The sequence below is a fragment of the Variovorax sp. PvP013 genome (assembly GCF_050435945.1).
GTDB lineage: Bacteria > Pseudomonadota > Gammaproteobacteria > Burkholderiales > Burkholderiaceae_C > Variovorax.
Window position 1 is genome coordinate 84,023 of sequence record NZ_JBNDLF010000009.1, and the last position, 15,356, is coordinate 99,378.

15 protein-coding genes are annotated in these 15,356 nt (G+C 72.5%); 6 read left to right on the forward strand and 9 right to left on the reverse strand.

Annotation, left to right across the window (positions count from 1 at the left end; genetic code table 11):
* Positions 1-52: 52 nt before the first annotated feature.
* Positions 53-454: a response regulator gene (locus ABID77_RS18995; protein WP_429599138.1), complete on the forward strand. Its 402-nt coding sequence runs from the start codon at positions 53-55 to the stop codon at positions 452-454.
* A 15-nt stretch (positions 455-469) separates the two neighbouring features.
* Here ABID77_RS18995 and ABID77_RS19000 read toward each other — a convergent pair whose 3' ends face one another.
* The 3 genes from ABID77_RS19000 to ABID77_RS19010 all read right to left on the reverse strand — a co-directional run bounded on the left by ABID77_RS19000 (position 470) and on the right by ABID77_RS19010 (position 3,573).
* Positions 470-1,339, reverse strand: a complete 870-nt coding sequence (locus ABID77_RS19000; RefSeq protein WP_429599141.1) for a DUF2242 domain-containing protein — start codon at positions 1,337-1,339, stop codon at positions 470-472.
* A gap of 161 nt (positions 1,340-1,500) precedes the next feature.
* Positions 1,501-2,772, reverse strand: coding sequence for a Glu/Leu/Phe/Val family dehydrogenase (locus ABID77_RS19005; protein WP_429599143.1), 1,272 nt, complete (start codon positions 2,770-2,772; stop codon positions 1,501-1,503).
* An 84-nt stretch (positions 2,773-2,856) separates the two neighbouring features.
* The gene (locus ABID77_RS19010; RefSeq protein ID WP_429599146.1) at positions 2,857-3,573 is read right to left on the reverse strand and encodes a YggS family pyridoxal phosphate-dependent enzyme; all 717 of its coding nucleotides are present in this window, start codon (positions 3,571-3,573) and stop codon (positions 2,857-2,859) included.
* A gap of 38 nt (positions 3,574-3,611) precedes the next feature.
* On the opposite strand from ABID77_RS19010, the gene ABID77_RS19015 reads away from it, so the two are divergent.
* The 3 genes from ABID77_RS19015 to pdeM are packed head-to-tail and all read left to right on the forward strand — an operon-like array spanning position 3,612 to position 6,551.
* Positions 3,612-4,655 (forward strand): type IV pilus twitching motility protein PilT, encoded by a 1,044-nt coding sequence (locus ABID77_RS19015; protein WP_429599149.1) that lies wholly within the window; start codon positions 3,612-3,614, stop codon positions 4,653-4,655.
* Between the two features lie 49 nt (positions 4,656-4,704).
* Positions 4,705-5,841 carry a PilT/PilU family type 4a pilus ATPase gene (locus tag ABID77_RS19020; RefSeq protein WP_429599152.1) on the forward strand — a complete coding sequence of 379 codons (1,137 nt, stop codon included), beginning with the start codon at positions 4,705-4,707 and terminating at the stop codon, positions 5,839-5,841.
* 38 nt (positions 5,842-5,879) lie between these two features.
* Positions 5,880-6,551 (forward strand): ligase-associated DNA damage response endonuclease PdeM, encoded by a 672-nt coding sequence (pdeM, locus tag ABID77_RS19025; protein WP_429599301.1) that lies wholly within the window; start codon positions 5,880-5,882, stop codon positions 6,549-6,551.
* Positions 6,552-6,580: 29 nt separating this feature from the next.
* Here the strand turns inward: pdeM and ABID77_RS19030 are convergent, their stop codons facing one another.
* From ABID77_RS19030 to ABID77_RS19045, 4 genes are all read right to left on the reverse strand, one after another.
* Positions 6,581-8,794: a hypothetical protein gene (locus ABID77_RS19030; RefSeq protein WP_429599155.1), complete on the reverse strand. Its 2,214-nt coding sequence runs from the start codon at positions 8,792-8,794 to the stop codon at positions 6,581-6,583.
* 166 nt (positions 8,795-8,960) lie between these two features.
* Positions 8,961-9,488 (reverse strand): TPM domain-containing protein, encoded by a 528-nt coding sequence (locus ABID77_RS19035; RefSeq protein WP_429599158.1) that lies wholly within the window; start codon positions 9,486-9,488, stop codon positions 8,961-8,963.
* Positions 9,489-9,490: 2 nt separating this feature from the next.
* Positions 9,491-10,474 (reverse strand): TPM domain-containing protein, encoded by a 984-nt coding sequence (locus ABID77_RS19040; protein ID WP_429599160.1) that lies wholly within the window; start codon positions 10,472-10,474, stop codon positions 9,491-9,493.
* 52 nt (positions 10,475-10,526) lie between these two features.
* Positions 10,527-11,123: a LemA family protein gene (locus ABID77_RS19045; protein ID WP_429599164.1), complete on the reverse strand. Its 597-nt coding sequence runs from the start codon at positions 11,121-11,123 to the stop codon at positions 10,527-10,529.
* A gap of 146 nt (positions 11,124-11,269) precedes the next feature.
* Between ABID77_RS19045 and ABID77_RS19050 the strand changes: the two genes are divergently transcribed.
* Positions 11,270-12,352: a YheT family hydrolase gene (locus ABID77_RS19050; protein ID WP_429599304.1), complete on the forward strand. Its 1,083-nt coding sequence runs from the start codon at positions 11,270-11,272 to the stop codon at positions 12,350-12,352.
* Positions 12,345-12,968 carry a DUF2946 family protein gene (locus ABID77_RS19055; RefSeq protein ID WP_429599167.1) on the forward strand — a complete coding sequence of 208 codons (624 nt, stop codon included), beginning with the start codon at positions 12,345-12,347 and terminating at the stop codon, positions 12,966-12,968. The genes ABID77_RS19050 and ABID77_RS19055 overlap by 8 nt, the downstream gene beginning before the upstream one ends.
* Before the next feature lie 95 nt (positions 12,969-13,063).
* Here the strand turns inward: ABID77_RS19055 and ABID77_RS19060 are convergent, their stop codons facing one another.
* Complete coding sequence (locus ABID77_RS19060) at positions 13,064-13,804, reverse strand: c-type cytochrome (protein WP_429599170.1); 741 nt, start codon at positions 13,802-13,804, stop codon at positions 13,064-13,066.
* A 139-nt stretch (positions 13,805-13,943) separates the two neighbouring features.
* Positions 13,944-15,353: an efflux transporter outer membrane subunit gene (locus ABID77_RS19065; protein ID WP_429599172.1), complete on the reverse strand. Its 1,410-nt coding sequence runs from the start codon at positions 15,351-15,353 to the stop codon at positions 13,944-13,946.
* Between the last annotated feature and the right edge of the window lie 3 nt (positions 15,354-15,356).

Consider the following 15,356-nt stretch of genomic DNA (forward strand, 5'->3'; position numbering starts at 1 on the left):
GAGTTGACCGGGCGGACAACGCACCCCGTCCATGGCGAGTAGATTCCGGACCATGGCAACCACGACCCTCCCCCTTCCGGAAGAACACGAGGACTCCTCGGCCCAGGCGCTGCGCGTGCTGGTCGTCGAGGACGATCCGGCCGTGCTCGCCGCCACGGTGGACATGCTGCAGGTCCTCGGCCACTGGGCCGCCGGCGTCAAGAGCGCCGAGGTGGCGCGCGACCGCTTCATCGACGGCGCCTTCGACGTGCTCATGACCGACATCGGCCTGCCCGCCCTCTCGGGCATCGACCTGGTGGAGATCCTGCAGGCCCGGCGCAAGCTGCGCGTGATCTTCGCCACCGGCCGGCCGCGCCCCGCCGAACCGATGCCCGGCACGTTCTGGCTGCAGAAGCCCTTCGGCATCGACGAGCTCAGCGACGCGCTCCAGGGCGTCGAGCGCCAGGACACCTGATCCCTCGCCGACGGCCTACGGCGCCACGGGGCCGGTGGGCGCGACCGGCGCGGCGGGCACGGCCGGCGTGGCGATCGGGCCGGCGCCCTCCGATGACGACGGGGCCGAAGGCGAGGCCGCCGAGGTCTCGAGCGGCCGGGTCACGGGCTCGACGGGCGCCGCGACGGGCGCCGTCACCGCCAGGCCCGAGGCCGGCGCCACCACCGGCGCCTCGCGCTGCGGCTCGACGGCCTCGACCGCGTCGGTGCCGACGCCGGCGCCGCGCACCAGGAAGCGGTCGAGCAGCGCGAAGAAGCGGTCGTAGAAGCGCTCGTCGGTCAATGTTTCGCTCGCCAGCTTGACCATCGCGTCGTCGCTCGAGGAGAACGGCAGCGACACCGAGCCCAGCACGCCGACGCCCAGCGTGGCCGAGTTGTTGGTCTTCTTGATGCCGTAGCGGTCCTGCAGGGCGGTGACGAAGGCGATCGAACGCGGTGCCACGCCCTTGCCGCGCGCGCCCGATGCCGACTTCGCCGTGCCGTCTGAGGCGCCCTCGTGCGCGCAGACCACGCGGAACTCGACCTCGACGTGGACTTCGGGCGTGGGCTGGAAGCTCTTGCGCCCGGTCACGAGGTCGGCGTTGGCCGCGCTGATGAGGTAGCCCTGGCTGAGCAGCGCCCGGCGCGCGGCCTCGCAGGTCTGCGCCTCGGTGGCCGGGTAGCTGCGCGCGTGGGTGGTGGTGGAGTCGAACTCCTCCGGGTCGTAGTTCACGCGCTTGGCCGTGGCGCCGCAGCCGGCCAGGACGAGGGCGGCGGCGATGGCGACGGCGGCCCCGCGCCGCGGCATCGGCGAGCGGATCGCGCGCGAGGGAACGAGAGAAGGGCGAAGGGGAAGGAGGAAAGCCATCGACGGTGAATGCGGTCCAGGTGCGACGTTGGGAAGGCCCGGCGGAATCCGGACCTCTCTGCAGAGCCGGCCGCCGCGCCAATGTTCCCATGCACGACGTGCCGCCCGTGCCGTCCCCACCGGCCGCCCGTCCCTTCCGGTGCCGGAAGGGACCCGGCGCCTCAGGGGTAGAGGCCGCGCTCGGCCCGCGCCGTCAGGATGCGTTCGCAGGCGACCGCGTAGGTGGCCGTGCGCAGGCTGATCCTGTGCTTGTCGGCGGTGTCCCAGATCTGGTTGAGGGCGTTCATCATGATGCGGTCGAGCCGCACGTTGATCTCGTCCTCGTCCCAGAAGAAGGACGAGAAGTCCTGCACCCATTCGAAGTAGCTCACCGTCACGCCGCCGGCGTTGCAGATCACGTCGGGCACCACCAGCACGCCGCGCTCGGCGAGGATGTCGTCGGCCGTGGGCACGGTCGGGCCGTTGGCGCCCTCGAGCACCAGGCGCGCCGTCGTGCGCCGGGCACGCTCGGCGGTGAGCTGGCCCTCGAGCGCGGCCGGGATCAGGATGTCGCAGGCGACGTCCCAGAAGTCCTCGTTGTCGATCACCTCGCCGTCGCTGAAGCCGACCACGCCGTCGGTGCGCGACAGCGGGATCAGGGTCTCCAGGTTCAGGCCGTTCTCGTTGACGATGGTGCCGGTGTGGTCCTGCACGGCGACGATCTTCGCACCCGCCTCGGCGAACAGCTCGGCCGCCACCGAGCCGACGTTGCCGAAGCCCTGCACTGCCACCCGCGCGCCGCGCAGGTCGAGCCCCAGGCGGCGCGCCGCCTCGCGGCCGGTGACGAACACGCCGCGCCCGGTGGCCTTCACGCGCCCGAGCGAGCCGCCCAGGTGCAGCGGCTTGCCGGTGACGACGCCGGTGGCGGTGCCGCCGACGTTCATCGAGTAGGTGTCCATCATCCAGGCCATGATCTGGCCGTTGGTGTTGACGTCGGGCGCCGGGATGTCCTGCTGCGGGCCGATGATGATGCCGATCTCGCTGGTGTAGCGGCGCGTGATCTTCTCCAGCTCCTTCTGCGAGAGCTGCTTGGGGTCGACGCGGATGCCGCCCTTGGCGCCGCCGTAGGGCAGGTTCACCGCCGCGCACTTGACGGTCATCCAGGCCGACAGCGCCATCACCTCCTCCAGCGTCACGTCCGGGTGGAAGCGCACGCCGCCCTTGCCGGGACCGCGCGAGAGGTTGTGCTGCACGCGGTAGCCCTCGTAGTGGGCGATGCGGCCGTCGTCCATCTCGATGGGCACGTCGACGATCAGCGCGCGCTTGGGGCGCTTGAGGGTCTCGGCCCAGCGCGCCAGGTTGCCCAGGTAGGGGATCACCCGGTCGACCTGCGACAGGTAGGTGCCCCAGGGGCTGTCGGCGGTGGGGTGGACGAAGGACAGCTTCTCGCTCATGACGGTGTTCCCGTGTTGGTGGTGGGACCGACGATAGTCCCGGGCGCCGACCGGCGCCACCCGTCATGCGCGCCGCGGCGCAGGTTATGCGCTCGCGGCAACGTCCGATCTGGGCGGCCGGCCGCCGAAGAGCGCCGTGCCCACGCGCACCATCGTGCTGCCCGCCGCGATGGCCGCCTCCAGGTCGGCGCTCATGCCCATCGACAGCGTGTCGAGCGCGAGCCCCTCGGCGCGCAGCGACTCGTACACCGCCGTCGCGCGCAGGAAGAGCGCGCGCTGGGCCTCGAAGTCCGGCGCCGGCTCGGGGATCGCCATGATCCCGCGCAGCACGAGCCGGGGCAGCGCCGCCACCGCGCGCGCCAGCGCCGGCGCCTCCGCCACGCCGACGCCCGACTTATTGGCCCCGCCGTCGACGTCGACCTGCAGGCACACCTGCAGGGGCGGCAGGTGCGCCGGGCGCTGCTCGGACAGCCGCTGGGCGATCTTGAGGCGGTCGATGCCGTGGACCCAGTCGAAATGCTCGGCCACGGGGCGCGTCTTGTTGCTCTGCAGCGGGCCGATGCAGTGCCACTCGATGCGCTCGCGCAGGTCGGCCAGCGCCTCGATCTTGGCCACGCCCTCCTGCACGTAGTTCTCGCCGAAGGCCCCGAGGCCGGCTTCGAAAGCCGCGCGCACCGCCGGGGCGTCGAAAGTCTTGGACACTGCCAGCAGGCGCACGCTGTCGTCGGGCCGGCCGGCCCGACGGGTCGCCGTGGCGATGCGAGCGCGCACTTGGTGGAGGTGATCGGCAATCATCGTCATAATCTGTCAACTCGTATCAAAACGTCACAAGGAATCTCGTGGACATCACCCAGCTGCTGGCTTTCAGCGTGAAGAACAAGGCCTCCGACCTGCACCTGTCAGCCGGCCTGCCGCCGATGATCCGGGTCCACGGCGACGTCCGGCGCATCAACGTGGAGCCGCTGGACCACAAGCAGGTGCACGCCATGGTGTACGACATCATGAGCGACACCCACCGCAAGCATTACGAGGAATTCCTGGAGGTCGACTTCTCCTTCGAGATCGACGGCCTGGCGCGCTTCCGCGTCAACGCCTTCAACCAGGGACGCGGCGCGGCGGCGGTGTTCCGCACCATCCCCTCGAAGATCCTGACGCTGGAGCAGCTCGGCGCGCCGCGCATCTTCGCCGACCTCGCCCTGCGCCCGCGCGGGCTGGTGCTGGTGACCGGGCCGACCGGCTCGGGCAAGTCGACCACGCTGGCGGCGATGGTCAACTACCTCAACGAGACCGAGTACGGCCACATCCTGACGGTGGAGGACCCGATCGAGTTCGTCCACGAATCCAAGAAGTGCCTCATCAACCAGCGCGAGGTCGGGCCGATGACGCTGTCCTTCGCCGCCGCGCTGCGCTCGGCCCTGCGCGAGGACCCCGACGCCATCCTGGTGGGCGAGATGCGCGACCTGGAGACCATCCGCCTGGCCATGACGGCGGCCGAGACCGGCCACCTGGTCTTCGGCACCCTGCACACCTCCTCGGCCGCCAAGACCATCGACCGGATCATCGACGTGTTCCCGGGCGAGGAAAAGGACATGATCCGGGCCATGCTGTCCGAATCGCTGCAGGCCGTGATCTCCCAGACGCTGTGCAAGACCAAGGACGGCCAGGGCCGCGTGGCGGCGCACGAGATCATGCTGGGCACCGCCGCCATCCGCAACCTGATCCGCGAGGGCAAGGTCGCGCAGATGTACTCGACGATCCAGACCGGCCAGGGCCAGGGCATGCAGACGCTCGACCAGAACCTCGCCGACCTCGTGCGCCGCGGCCTGATCACCGCGGCCGAGGCGCGCGGCAAGGCCAAGACGCCGGAAAACTTCCCCGGCTGAAGTCCCGCCCACCCCACCACCCCCTGCCCCGACACCCCCGGAGACCCGCATGGAACGCGATCAAGCCAGCCAGTTCATCAACGACCTGCTGCGCCTCATGGTGAGCCGCAAGGGCAGCGACATGTTCATCACCGCCGACTTCCCGCCGGCGATCAAGGTCGACGGCCGCATCGTGAAGGTGTCGGCGCAGTCGCTGGGGGCCAACCACACGCTGGCCCTGACGCGGGCGATCATGAACGACCGCCAGATGGCCGAGTTCGAGCGCACCAAGGAGTGCAACTTCGCCATCTCGCCCACGGGCATCGGGCGCTTCCGCGTCAACGCCTTCGTGCAGCAGGGCCGCGTGGGCATGGTGCTGCGGACCATCCCGGGCACCATCCCGACGGTCGACGACATGGGCATGCCGCAGGTGTTGAAGGACGTCGCGATGACCAAGCGCGGTCTGGTGATCCTGGCCGGCGCCACCGGCTCGGGCAAGTCGACCACGCTGGCGGCGATGGTCGACTGGCGCAACCAGAACTCCTACGGCCACATCGTGACGGTCGAGGACCCGATCGAGTTCGTGCACCCGCACAAGAACTGCGTGGTGACCCAGCGCGAGGTCGGCATCGACACCGACAGCTGGGAGGCGGCGCTGAAGAACACGCTGCGCCAGGCGCCCGACGTGATCCTGATGGGCGAGATCCGCGACCGCGAGACCATGGAGCACGCCGTCGCCTTCGCCGAGACCGGCCACCTGTGCATGGCCACGCTGCACGCCAACAGCGCCAACCAGGCGCTCGACCGCATCATCAACTTCTTCCCCGAGGAACGCCGCACGCAGCTGCTGATGGACCTGTCGCTCAACCTGCGCTCGATGGTCTCGCAGCGCCTGATCCCCACCGAGGACGGCCTGGGCCGGGTGGCGGCGTACGAGGTGCTGCTCAACACGCCGCTGATCTCCGACCTGGTCATGAAGGCCGAGGTCGGCGAGATCAAGGAGATCATGAAGAAGAGCCGCAACCTGGGCATGCAGACCTTCGACCAGGCGCTGTTCGACCTGTTCGAGGCCGAGTCGATCTCGCTCGACGAGGCGATCCGCAACGCCGACTCCGCCAACGACCTGCGCCTGCAGGTCAAGCTCAACAGCCGCCGCGCGCGCTCCAAGGACCTGTGCGCGGGCACCGAGCATTTCTCGATCGTCTAGTGCCGCCGTCGCCGACCCTCTCCCCCGCCTCCGACCGCATCGTGGCGGCCCCGCGCGCCTGCCGCGCCGAATGGGCCGGCGAGGCCGTCGAGCTGCTGCCCGAGCGCGCCCTGTGGTGGCCCGCGCACGGCCTGCTGTTCGTGGCCGACCTGCACATCGGCAAGGCCGCGACGTACCGCGCGCTCGGCCAGCCCGTGCCGGGCGGCACCACGCAGGAGAACCTGGCGCGCCTGGACGCCCTGATCGCGCGCCACGCGCCCGCGGGCATCGTCTTCCTGGGCGACTTCCTGCACGCCGCGCAGGCGCGCACGCCGCAGGTGCTGGCGGCGCTGGACGCCTGGCGGGCGCGCCACGCGGCGCTGGCCCTGACGCTGGTGCGCGGCAACCACGACGACCGCGCGGGCGACCCGCCGGCGTCGCTGGACATCGAGGTGGTCGACGAGCCGCACCGCATCGGCCCCTTCGCCTGCTGCCACCATCCGCAGACGCGCCCGGGCCTGTTCGTGCTGGCCGGCCACGTGCATCCGGTGTGCAGCCTGAACGGCCCGGGCCGCGACCGGTTGCGGCTGCCGTGCTTCGTGCAGGACGGCGACCAAGCCATCCTGCCGGCCTTCGGCGAGTTCACCGGCGGCTGGCACGTGCCGCCGGGCGGCGGGCGGCGCTTCCACGCCGTGGGCGGCGACGCGGTCTGGCGGTTGCCGCCGGGCTGAGAAGGTGAGTCCGGCGGCCCGGCCGTCGTCTACTTCGCTACGTGCCCGTAGCAGGTCTTGAGGGCCGCGTAGTCGTAGAAGGAGCGTGTGCCCGCCGCCCGGGCGCCGTCGCAGGCGGCCTTGAAGTCGGTCTCCTTCTCGTTGTAGAGCATCTTCACCAGCAGCCGGCCGCTGCCGTCGCGGTAGACGTCCCACTGCATGTTGGCCGCCATCGGCGAGACGTACTCGCCGCGCCAGGGATTGCCGTCGTAGCCGAAGGCGGCGGCGCGGGGCACCTGCTGCGTCACGCCCTTGAGGCCCATGCGCACGGCGAAGGGCATCAGGATCTCGGCATGCGCGAAGCGCAGCTTGGCCGCGTGCGAGAGGTCGCCGCGCGCGATGGCGTCGACCTCGCCGAACAGGTCGTCGACCAGCACCTGCGCCATGCGGGAGGTGACGTCGCCCTTCTCCGTCATGCCCGGGCCCTTGTCGTAGAAGTCCGAGCCGTCGTTGAGCGCGGCGAAGAAGCGCGCCTGCGCCGCCGGCACGTAGGGCGTGAAGTCGACGCCCGCCTCGGCCCGCAGGGCCGGCGCGATCGCGTAGAGCTCGTAGAGCAGCGAGCCCGCATCGCCCAACCCCTTGATGGTGGTCTTGCCGTCGCCGCTCAGGGTGGGCGCGAACCGGCCGTCGTCGCTGGCGAAGGAGAGCGTGCCGGTGTTGGCGAAGGCGTAGGTGCCGTCGGCCACCTTGTCGACGAAGGCGGGGGTGAACAGCCGCTCGAGAAGCACGCGGCCGGCGGCCGTGGCCTCGGGGGTGAGCGTGAGACCGCCCTGCCTGGCCAGCACGTCGGCGTCGGCGGCCTTGTAGGCCTGGTAGGCCTGGCTGTCCTGGTAGGTGACCAGGAGCGGATCGCCGGCCTTGGTCACTCCGTCGGTCGCCTTCACCAGCTTGTGGAAGTACAGCAGGAAGCGGTTGGTGCCCGCCGGCTGCGCCACCGCCGCGCCGGTGTCCGGGTACGGCCCGGGCGCGGCGGGCTGGACCACCAGCGGCGCCAGCGCGGGCTGCGCGCGCTGGAGCGACTGCACGAAGAAGCTGCCGCTGTCGACCGCGCGGTCGACGCCCGAGGTCACCGTCACGATCCGGCGCGGCGCGCTGCCGGCGGTGGCCGCCACGCCCTGCCAGTACGCCGGCAGGCGCTGCAGCAGGCGCGCGGCGAGCTGCGTGTGCTCGGCGATGCCGACCTGGGTCTCGTTGCCGTAGCCCGGCGTCGAGATGCCGGGCACGCCGTAGCCCAGCAGGAAGTTGGCCTTCATCAGCTTCAGCACGTCGGGGCCGAGGCGCGCGCCCAGCGGCGTGAGCGCGCCTTCGTCCTGCGCCTTCTTCCACAGGTTGTGGATCGCCAGGTCGTACTTGAGGCTGGAGAGCCCGCGCGAGCCGTGACGCGCCACCAGCTGGGTGAAGACCGGCGCGAAGCCGGCCGGCGCCGCCTCGTAGGTGGCGGGGTCCTGCTGCGCGCGGTAGGGCGCCTTGGTCTGGTAGTGGCGGTCGGTCAGCGCGGCGGCGGCGAGCAGCGCGCGCACGTCGGCGCCGCCGTCCACGGCGGCCAGGACGGTACGGATGCGCTGCAGGCCGTCGTCGGAAGCGGCCTTCAGCGCGGCTTTGGCGGTGGCGTCGGCCTCGGTGTTGAAGTCGCCCAGCAGCTTCGCCGCCGGCACGCCGACCGCGATCGCGACCTTGCGCAGCGCGGCGTCGAAGGCGAGGCCGCCGGCCTCCATCTCCTGCGCCACCGAGGTCGAGTGGAAGCCGACGACGCCCGGCGCCTCCTTCGGCGCGCGCAGCACCAGGCGCTGCGTCACCGCGCGGCTGGCGCGGGTGTCGGCGTCAAGCTCCAGCGCGTCGGTGCCGATCTCCGCGACCAGCGGCGCGCCGGTGCCCTGCAGGGTGAAGCGGCCCTGCGCGTCGGTGCGCGTGGCGGTCTCGCCGGCGTCGCAGCGGGCGTTGGCGTCGATGTCCAGGCAGACCCGGGCATTGACGAAGTAGCTGCCCACCACCCGGCCGCTGGTGGTCGCGGTCGTGATGGACGTGCCGGCGGAGGTCGTGGCGACGGAGGTGCCCGCCGGTGCCGCCGGCGTGGCGGCGGCGGGTGCCGCGTCGTCGGACGATCCGCCGCAACCGGCGAGGACGAGGGTGCCGGCGCACAGCGCGAGGAACGAGCGGGCGCGGACGCCGCCGGGGCGCGACGGGGCGCCGAAGGAAGTTGTCATGGACGGGAGAGCGAAGGAAAAGCGAGGGACGACGGCGGCCCCGGACAGGAGCGCGGACGTGGGACGCGCAGTGTCCCGGCACCGCGTGACAGGCCCGTGAAACGCTCCGGCGCCGTGCCGCGTTCCCGCCCCTCGGACCCTGTGCCCCGCCCCCGCCCGCTCAGGCCTAGACGACCACGGGCGCGTCGGGCAGTTCGTTGCGCTCGGGCTCGCCCTCGGCGCGCGGGAAGTGCGCCACCAGCAGGGCCGACACCTCCTCCAGCGCCTGGGTCAGCCCGTCCTCGAAGCGCCCTTCCCTGAAGGCCGACGCCATGCGCGCGGCCATCGCGGCCCATTCGGCGGCGTCGACGTGGCGGTCGATGCCGCGGTCGGCCACGATCTCGATGGCGTGTTCGGCCAGCAGCAGGTAGACCAGCACGCCGTTGTTGTGCTCGGTGTCCCAGACGCGCAGCTTGCCGAACATCGACAGCGCCCGTTCGCGCACCGGAGCGCCGCGCCACAGGTAGCTCGACGGCAATGCGGCCTCCACGCAGATGCGGACCTCGCCGTGGTGGCGCCGCTCGCTGGCGCCGACGCGGCGTCCGAGCCGCTCCAGCGCGTCGTCGCTCAGCACGCGGCGCACCGCCGCCTCGTCGGTCCAGCGATGGCGCCACAGGCGCGCGAGGCGGGCGAACAATCCGGATCGATCCTGCATCGCTACCACCCTCCCGAGGCGCCGCCGCCGCCGAAATTCCCGCCGCCGCCGGAGCTGAATCCTCCGCCGCCGCCGCCCGACGAGCCGCCCCGCCAGCCACCGCCGCCGAAGCCGCCACCGAGCGCGCCGCCCAGGCCACCGCCCAGCCCGCCGCCGAAGCCACCGCCCCGGCCGCCGCGACCGCCACCACCCCCGCCTCCGAAGCCGCCCAGTCCCCCCAGCAGGGTCACCACCAGCGCCACCACGCCCGCCAGCACGGCGATCAGCAGCGTCGCCGTGACCGCCATGGCGATCGCGCCGGCACCCACCCCCATCACCACCGGTGCCAGCTTGGCGCCGAAGATGCGGCGCGCGACGGGCGCGCCCACCAGCACGCCGAAGAACAGGAAGATCGCCAGGCTCTCCCAGTCGAAACCGAAGCCGCCCTGGGCGCCCCGCGTCGGGCGCGGCGCCTCGACCACCGGCAGCGCCTCGCCATCGATGCGCGCGATCAGCTGGTCGGCCGCGCCGTCGAGCCCGCCGGCGAAGTCGTTCTCGCGGAAGCGCGGCTTCATGACGTCGTCGACGATGCGCGCCGCCGCCAGGTCGGGCACCGCGCCCTCGAGCGTCTTGGCGACCTCGATGCGCATGCGCCGGTCGTCCTTGGCGACGATCACCAGCACGCCGTCGCCCACCGCCCTGCGCCCGATCTTCCATTCGTTGGCGACGCGGTTGGCATAGCCCTCGATGTCCTCGGGCTGGGTCGTGGGCACCATCAGCACGACGATCTGGCTGCCCTTCTTCTGCTCGAAGGCGGCCAGCTTGGCCTCCAGCGCCTGGCGCCGCGCGGCGTCGAGCGTGCCGGTGGTGTCGATCACGCGGGCGCTCAGGGGCGGCACGGGCAGCAGGCCCTGGGCCTGCGCGCTGAACGCCAGCCAGGCCAGACCCATGAACAGCCACATCGCCAGCCGGGCGGCGATGCCGCGCGGCCGCCACGGGGCATTCATGGCGAAACGGCCCGGTCGGCCGCGTCCGGTCCGCGCGAGCAGGAGGAGGCGGTCATTTCTTGTTGAAGTCGACCGCCGGCGGCGTCGAGATCTGCGCTTCGTTCTGCACGCTGAAGTTGGACTTGGCCGGGTAGCCGAAGACCTTCGCGGTCAGGTTGGTCGGGAAGCTGCGGGCGAGCACGTTGTACTCCTGCACCGTCTGGATGTAGCGGTTGCGCGCCACGGTGATGCGGTTCTCAGTGCCCTCGAGCGTCACACGCAGGTCGCGGAAGCCCTGGTTGGCCTGCAGGTTCGGGTAGCGCTCGGACACCACCAGCAGCCGCGACAGCGCGCTCGAGAGCTCGCCCTGGGCCTGCTGGAACTTGGCGAAGGCCTCGGGGTTGTTGAGCGTCTCGGGCGTGACCTGGATCGACGTCGCCTTGGCGCGCGCCTCAACCACGCGGGTCAGCGTGTCCTGCTCGAAGGCGGCCTCGCCCTTGACCGTGGCCACGATGTTGGGCACCAGGTCGGCGCGGCGCTGGTACTGGTTGAGCACCTCGCTCCAGGCCGACTTGCTACTCTCGTCGAGACGCTGGAAGTCGTTGTAGCCGCAGCCGGTCAGCGAGACCAGGGAGAAAGCGGTGAGGAGCGAGAGGAGCCAGCGTTTCATGGTGAGGAGTTTCCCTGGGGTTGCACAGTGACAAAGGGCAGCATAGTCCCCGCGCCGCCGGCATGGAGAGGCAGAATCCGATTTCCGTGCCGGACATGCCCTTGCCTTTCACCCGCCCCGGCGATCCCCCGGACGCCTTTCCCGACCTGCGCTACGCCGCGCCGCGCTGGCTGCCCGGCGGCCACCTGCAGACGATCTGGCCGGCCCTCTTCTCGCGCCGCACCGCCGGCGCGCCGGTCGCCTTCCGGCGCGAACGCTGGAACGCGCCGGACGGCGATTTCATCGACGTGGACTTCCTGGCGCGTGCCGACGACAGTCCCGCCGCCTCTTGCGCCACGAGTACCGCCGCCGCCGATGCCGATGCCGCCGGCGACCCACGGCCGCTGCTGGTGCTGTTCCACGGCCTGGAGGGCTCGTCGGCCAGCCACTACGCGCAGGCGATGGCCGAATGGGCCGCGGCGCGCGGCTGGGACTTCGCGGTGCCGCACTTCCGCGGCTGCAGCGGCGAGATCAACCTGGCGCCGCGCGCCTACCACTCGGGCGACCACGAGGAGATCGGCTGGATCCTGGAACGCTTCGCCGCGCGGCTGCCCCGCCCCGACGGCGGCTCGGCGCCGCCCCTGCGGGCGCTGGGCGTGTCCCTGGGCGGCAACGCGCTGCTGCGCTGGGCCGAGGAGGCCGGCGCCACGGCGCGTCGCACGGTGCGCGCGCTGGCCGCCGTCTCGGCGCCGCTGGACCTGCTGGCCGGCGGCGCGGCGATGGGGCGCGGCTTCAACCGGCAGGTCTACACGCGCATGTTCCTCGCCACCATGAAGCCCAAGGCGCTGGCCAAGCTGGCCCAGCACCCCGGGCTGTTCGACCGCGACCGCCTGCTGGCCGCGCGCGACCTGCGCGACTTCGACAACGTCTTCACCGCGCCCCTGCACGGCTTCCGCGACACCGACGACTACTGGTCGCGGGGCTCGGCCGGGCCGCGCCTGCACGCCATCCGCGTGCCGACGCTGGTGGTCAACGCGGCCAATGACCCCTTCGTGCCGGCGGCGAGCCTGCCGCGCGCGGACGCGGTCGGCCCGTGCGTCACGCTGTGGCAGCCGCGCCAGGGCGGCCACGTCGGCTTTCCGCTGGGCCCGCCGCCGGGCCACGTGAGAGGCCTGCCCGAGCGCGTGGGCGACTGGCTCGCCCGGCAGGGCGCGCCATCGGGCGGCGCGCACAATGGCCGCCATGGATGACATCGTCAAGCAGGCCCTCGCGAAGTGGCCCAACGTCCCGCACTGCCACGGCTGGCTCGGCCTCGACGCGCGCGGCAACTGGTTCCTGCGCGACGACCGCACCCAGGCCGCCGGCCCCTTCCCGGCCGAGAAGGGCTCGATGCTGCGGCACGACAAGCTGATCGACTTCATCCACCGCAACTACGCGCCCGACGACGAGGGCCGGTGGTTCTTCCAGAACGGACCGCAGCGCGTCTACGTCGAGCTGGAGGCCGCGCCCTGGATCTGGCGCGTGGACGAGGACTTCCGGATCGTCTCGCACACCGGCGTGGCGGTGGCGGGGCCGGCGGTGGCCGGCGCGGCCGGCGACGCGGAGAAGGCCGGCGCGATCGGCGCGTCCGGAACGGACGAGGCGCCCGCCCCCGCCGTCACGGTCCTGCTCGACGAGGCCGGCCGGCTCTACGTGGCCACTTCGATCGGCCTGGGGCTGGTGCACAGCCAGGACGTCGGCCTGGCCGCCGACGCCATCGAGCAGGGCCGCTGGCCCGCGCCCGAGGAGGTGAAGGCGGCCGACCTGCCGATGCGCTTCGGCCACGTCCTGAGTCCGGCCGCGCATCACGCCGCCACGCGGGCCTGAAACGACGAAGCCGGCGCGAGGCCGGCTTTCGGGGGTCGGTTCCGGGCGGTCCCGGAGGAAGGAGCGATTGCGCGAAGGTCCCGGGTGACTTCGCCCTACTTCGCCGGGGCAGTGGACGCAGCGGGCGTCGCGGCCGTGGTGGGTACGGACGAAGTCGACGCCGCCGTCGGCGCCGTCCCGGCCGCCGCGGGCACGGGGGCCGCCGCGCCCGGTGCCGCCGCGGCCGCGGCGTCCGGAGCCGCGCCCTGCGCCGGCGCCATGGCGCCGTCGGCCGGGGCGGCACCGGCGGCCGGGCGCTCGGGCACCGCGAACTTGGCGCCGCCCGCGTTGGCCAGGTAGACCACCGCGCGGCCGATCTCCAGGTCCTCGTAGTCGCCGCCGCCCTGGGGCGGCATCGCGCCCTTGCCCTTGAGCGCGTGTTCGAGCAGCGTCGCGTAGCCCTGGCCGATGCGCGGGCTCCAGGCGGCGGCGTCGTTCAGGTGCGGCGCGCCGGGAATGCCGGGGCTGCCGTGGCAGGCGATGCACTGGCCCTTGAAGACGGTCTCGCCGGTGGCCAGGGCGCGGTTGGCGTCGCGGATCTCGATGCTGCCGACGCGCTGGAGGCGCCCGGCGAGTTCGCGGTCGCGCGCGTCCTGCGACACGCCGTAGAGCGCCATGCCGTCGCCCGTGGCCGAGCCGGCGGGCTTGTTGCCGGAAGTCACGTAGGCGACCAGGGCGACGATGACGAGGATGGGAACGATGAACGAGACGCCGACGGCGAGCAGGAGCTGCTTCGGGTTCTTGATCGGGCCGGTGTGGGCTTCTTGTGCGGCCTGGTAGTGCGGTTCTGCGCTCATGGCGTCCTCAAATCAAGCGTGGGGGCTGCTGGGGCTGTGCCGGGACCAGACGCCTGGGCCGGAAGCACCGTCGAATCGACCGGCGATTATAGGGAGCCCCCCGCCGCCTGCGGTCGCGCGAGCGCAGGCGCGGAGACCCTCAACGGCCGGTCCAGCCGCCGCCCAGCGCCTGGTAGAGCGCGACCTGGTTCTGCAGCTCCAGCAGCCGCGCCTGCACCGCCAGTTGCTGCGCCGAGAACAGCGAGCGCTGCGCGTCGAGCAGGTCGAGCGCGCTGGAGATGCCGTTGCGGTAGCGCAGGTCCTGCAGCCGGAAGCGCGCGGCCTCGGCCTCGGACTGCGCCCGCTGCGCGCGCACCTGCTCGCCCAGCGTCTGGCGCCCGGCCAGCGCGTTGGCGACGTCGCGGAAGGCCGACTGGATCGACTTCTCGTACTGCGCCACGGCGATGTCGCGGCCGGCGACGGCCGAGTCGAGCCCGGCCCGGTTGGCGCCGGCGTTGAAGATCGGCAGCACCAGCTGCGGCGCGAAGGTGAAGGCGTTGGTGCCCGACTTGAACAGTCCGGAGAGCTCGTTGCTCACCGTGCCCGCCGTCGCGGTCAGCGAGATGCGCGGGAAGAAGGCCGCGCGCGCCGCGCCGATGTTGGCGTTGGCCGCGATCAGCTGCTGCTCGGCGGCGCGGATGTCGGGGCGCTCGGCGAGCAGGTCCGAGGGCAGGCCCACGGGCAGGTCGGGCAGCGCGCGGGCGTTGTCCAGGCGCCCCAGGCCCTGCGGCGCGGCCAGCGCCGAGGCCGGCACCGGCGCGCCCAGCAGCAGCGCCAGCGCGTTCTCGTCCTGCAGCCGCGTGCGCTGCTGCTGGGCGTACGACGCCCGCGCGGTCTCGGCCAGCGAGTTGGCGAGCTGGAAATCGATCTCCGAGGAGACGCCGTTCTCCAGCCGCAGCTTGGTCAGGCGCACCGAGTCGTCGCGCGTGGCGAGCGTCTGGCGCGTGATCTCCAGCAGCTCGTCGTCGGCCAGCAGCGTGTACCAGCCGGAGGCGACGGCGCCGATCAGGCTGATCTGCGCGCTGCGCCGGGCCTCCTCGGTGGCGAGGTAGCGCGCCAGGGCGGTCTGCTTGAGGCTGTCGAGGCGGCCGAAGAAGTCGATCTCCCAGGCCGAGACGCCCAGGCCGACCTGGAAGCTGTTGTAGAGCTCGCCGTTGAGCACCGACGGCTGGCGCGTGCCTGTCACGATGCCGTTGAGCGCCGGGAACTGGGCCGCGCGGCTGATCTGGAACTGGGCGCGCGCCTGCTCGATGTTGAGCGCGGTGACGCGCAGGTCCCGGTTGTTGGCCAGCGCCGTCGACAGCAGGTCCTGCAGCCGCGGGTCGCCGAAGAAGTCCTGCCACGGCACCGTCGCCGCCGCCGGCCCGGCGGGCTGCGCCGGGTCGCCGGGGAAGGTGGTGGGCACGGGCGCGGCGGGGCGCTCGTAGGTCGGGATCAGCGAGCATCCGGCCAGCGCGAGGCTGGCGGCCAGCGCGCCGAGCGTGGCGCGCAGCGGATCGACGAACGTCATCGG

What these genes read in the sequence shown, in the direction of transcription:
- ABID77_RS18995 (WP_429599138.1), top strand. Translation starts at nt 53, where the DNA reads ATGGCAACCACGACCCTCCCCCTTCCGGAAGAACACGAGGACTCCTCG.
- ABID77_RS19000 (WP_429599141.1), bottom strand. Translation starts at nt 1,339, where the DNA reads ATGGCTTTCCTCCTTCCCCTTCGCCCTTCTCTCGTTCCCTCGCGCGCG.
- ABID77_RS19005 (WP_429599143.1), bottom strand. Translation starts at nt 2,772, where the DNA reads ATGAGCGAGAAGCTGTCCTTCGTCCACCCCACCGCCGACAGCCCCTGG.
- ABID77_RS19010 (WP_429599146.1), bottom strand. Translation starts at nt 3,573, where the DNA reads ATGACGATGATTGCCGATCACCTCCACCAAGTGCGCGCTCGCATCGCC.
- ABID77_RS19020 (WP_429599152.1), top strand. Translation starts at nt 4,705, where the DNA reads ATGGAACGCGATCAAGCCAGCCAGTTCATCAACGACCTGCTGCGCCTC.
- ABID77_RS19030 (WP_429599155.1), bottom strand. Translation starts at nt 8,794, where the DNA reads ATGACAACTTCCTTCGGCGCCCCGTCGCGCCCCGGCGGCGTCCGCGCC.
- ABID77_RS19035 (WP_429599158.1), bottom strand. Translation starts at nt 9,488, where the DNA reads ATGCAGGATCGATCCGGATTGTTCGCCCGCCTCGCGCGCCTGTGGCGC.
- ABID77_RS19040 (WP_429599160.1), bottom strand. Translation starts at nt 10,474, where the DNA reads ATGAATGCCCCGTGGCGGCCGCGCGGCATCGCCGCCCGGCTGGCGATG.
- ABID77_RS19045 (WP_429599164.1), bottom strand. Translation starts at nt 11,123, where the DNA reads ATGAAACGCTGGCTCCTCTCGCTCCTCACCGCTTTCTCCCTGGTCTCG.
- ABID77_RS19055 (WP_429599167.1), top strand. Translation starts at nt 12,345, where the DNA reads ATGGATGACATCGTCAAGCAGGCCCTCGCGAAGTGGCCCAACGTCCCG.
- ABID77_RS19060 (WP_429599170.1), bottom strand. Translation starts at nt 13,804, where the DNA reads ATGAGCGCAGAACCGCACTACCAGGCCGCACAAGAAGCCCACACCGGC.
- ABID77_RS19065 (WP_429599172.1), bottom strand. Translation starts at nt 15,353, where the DNA reads ATGACGTTCGTCGATCCGCTGCGCGCCACGCTCGGCGCGCTGGCCGCC.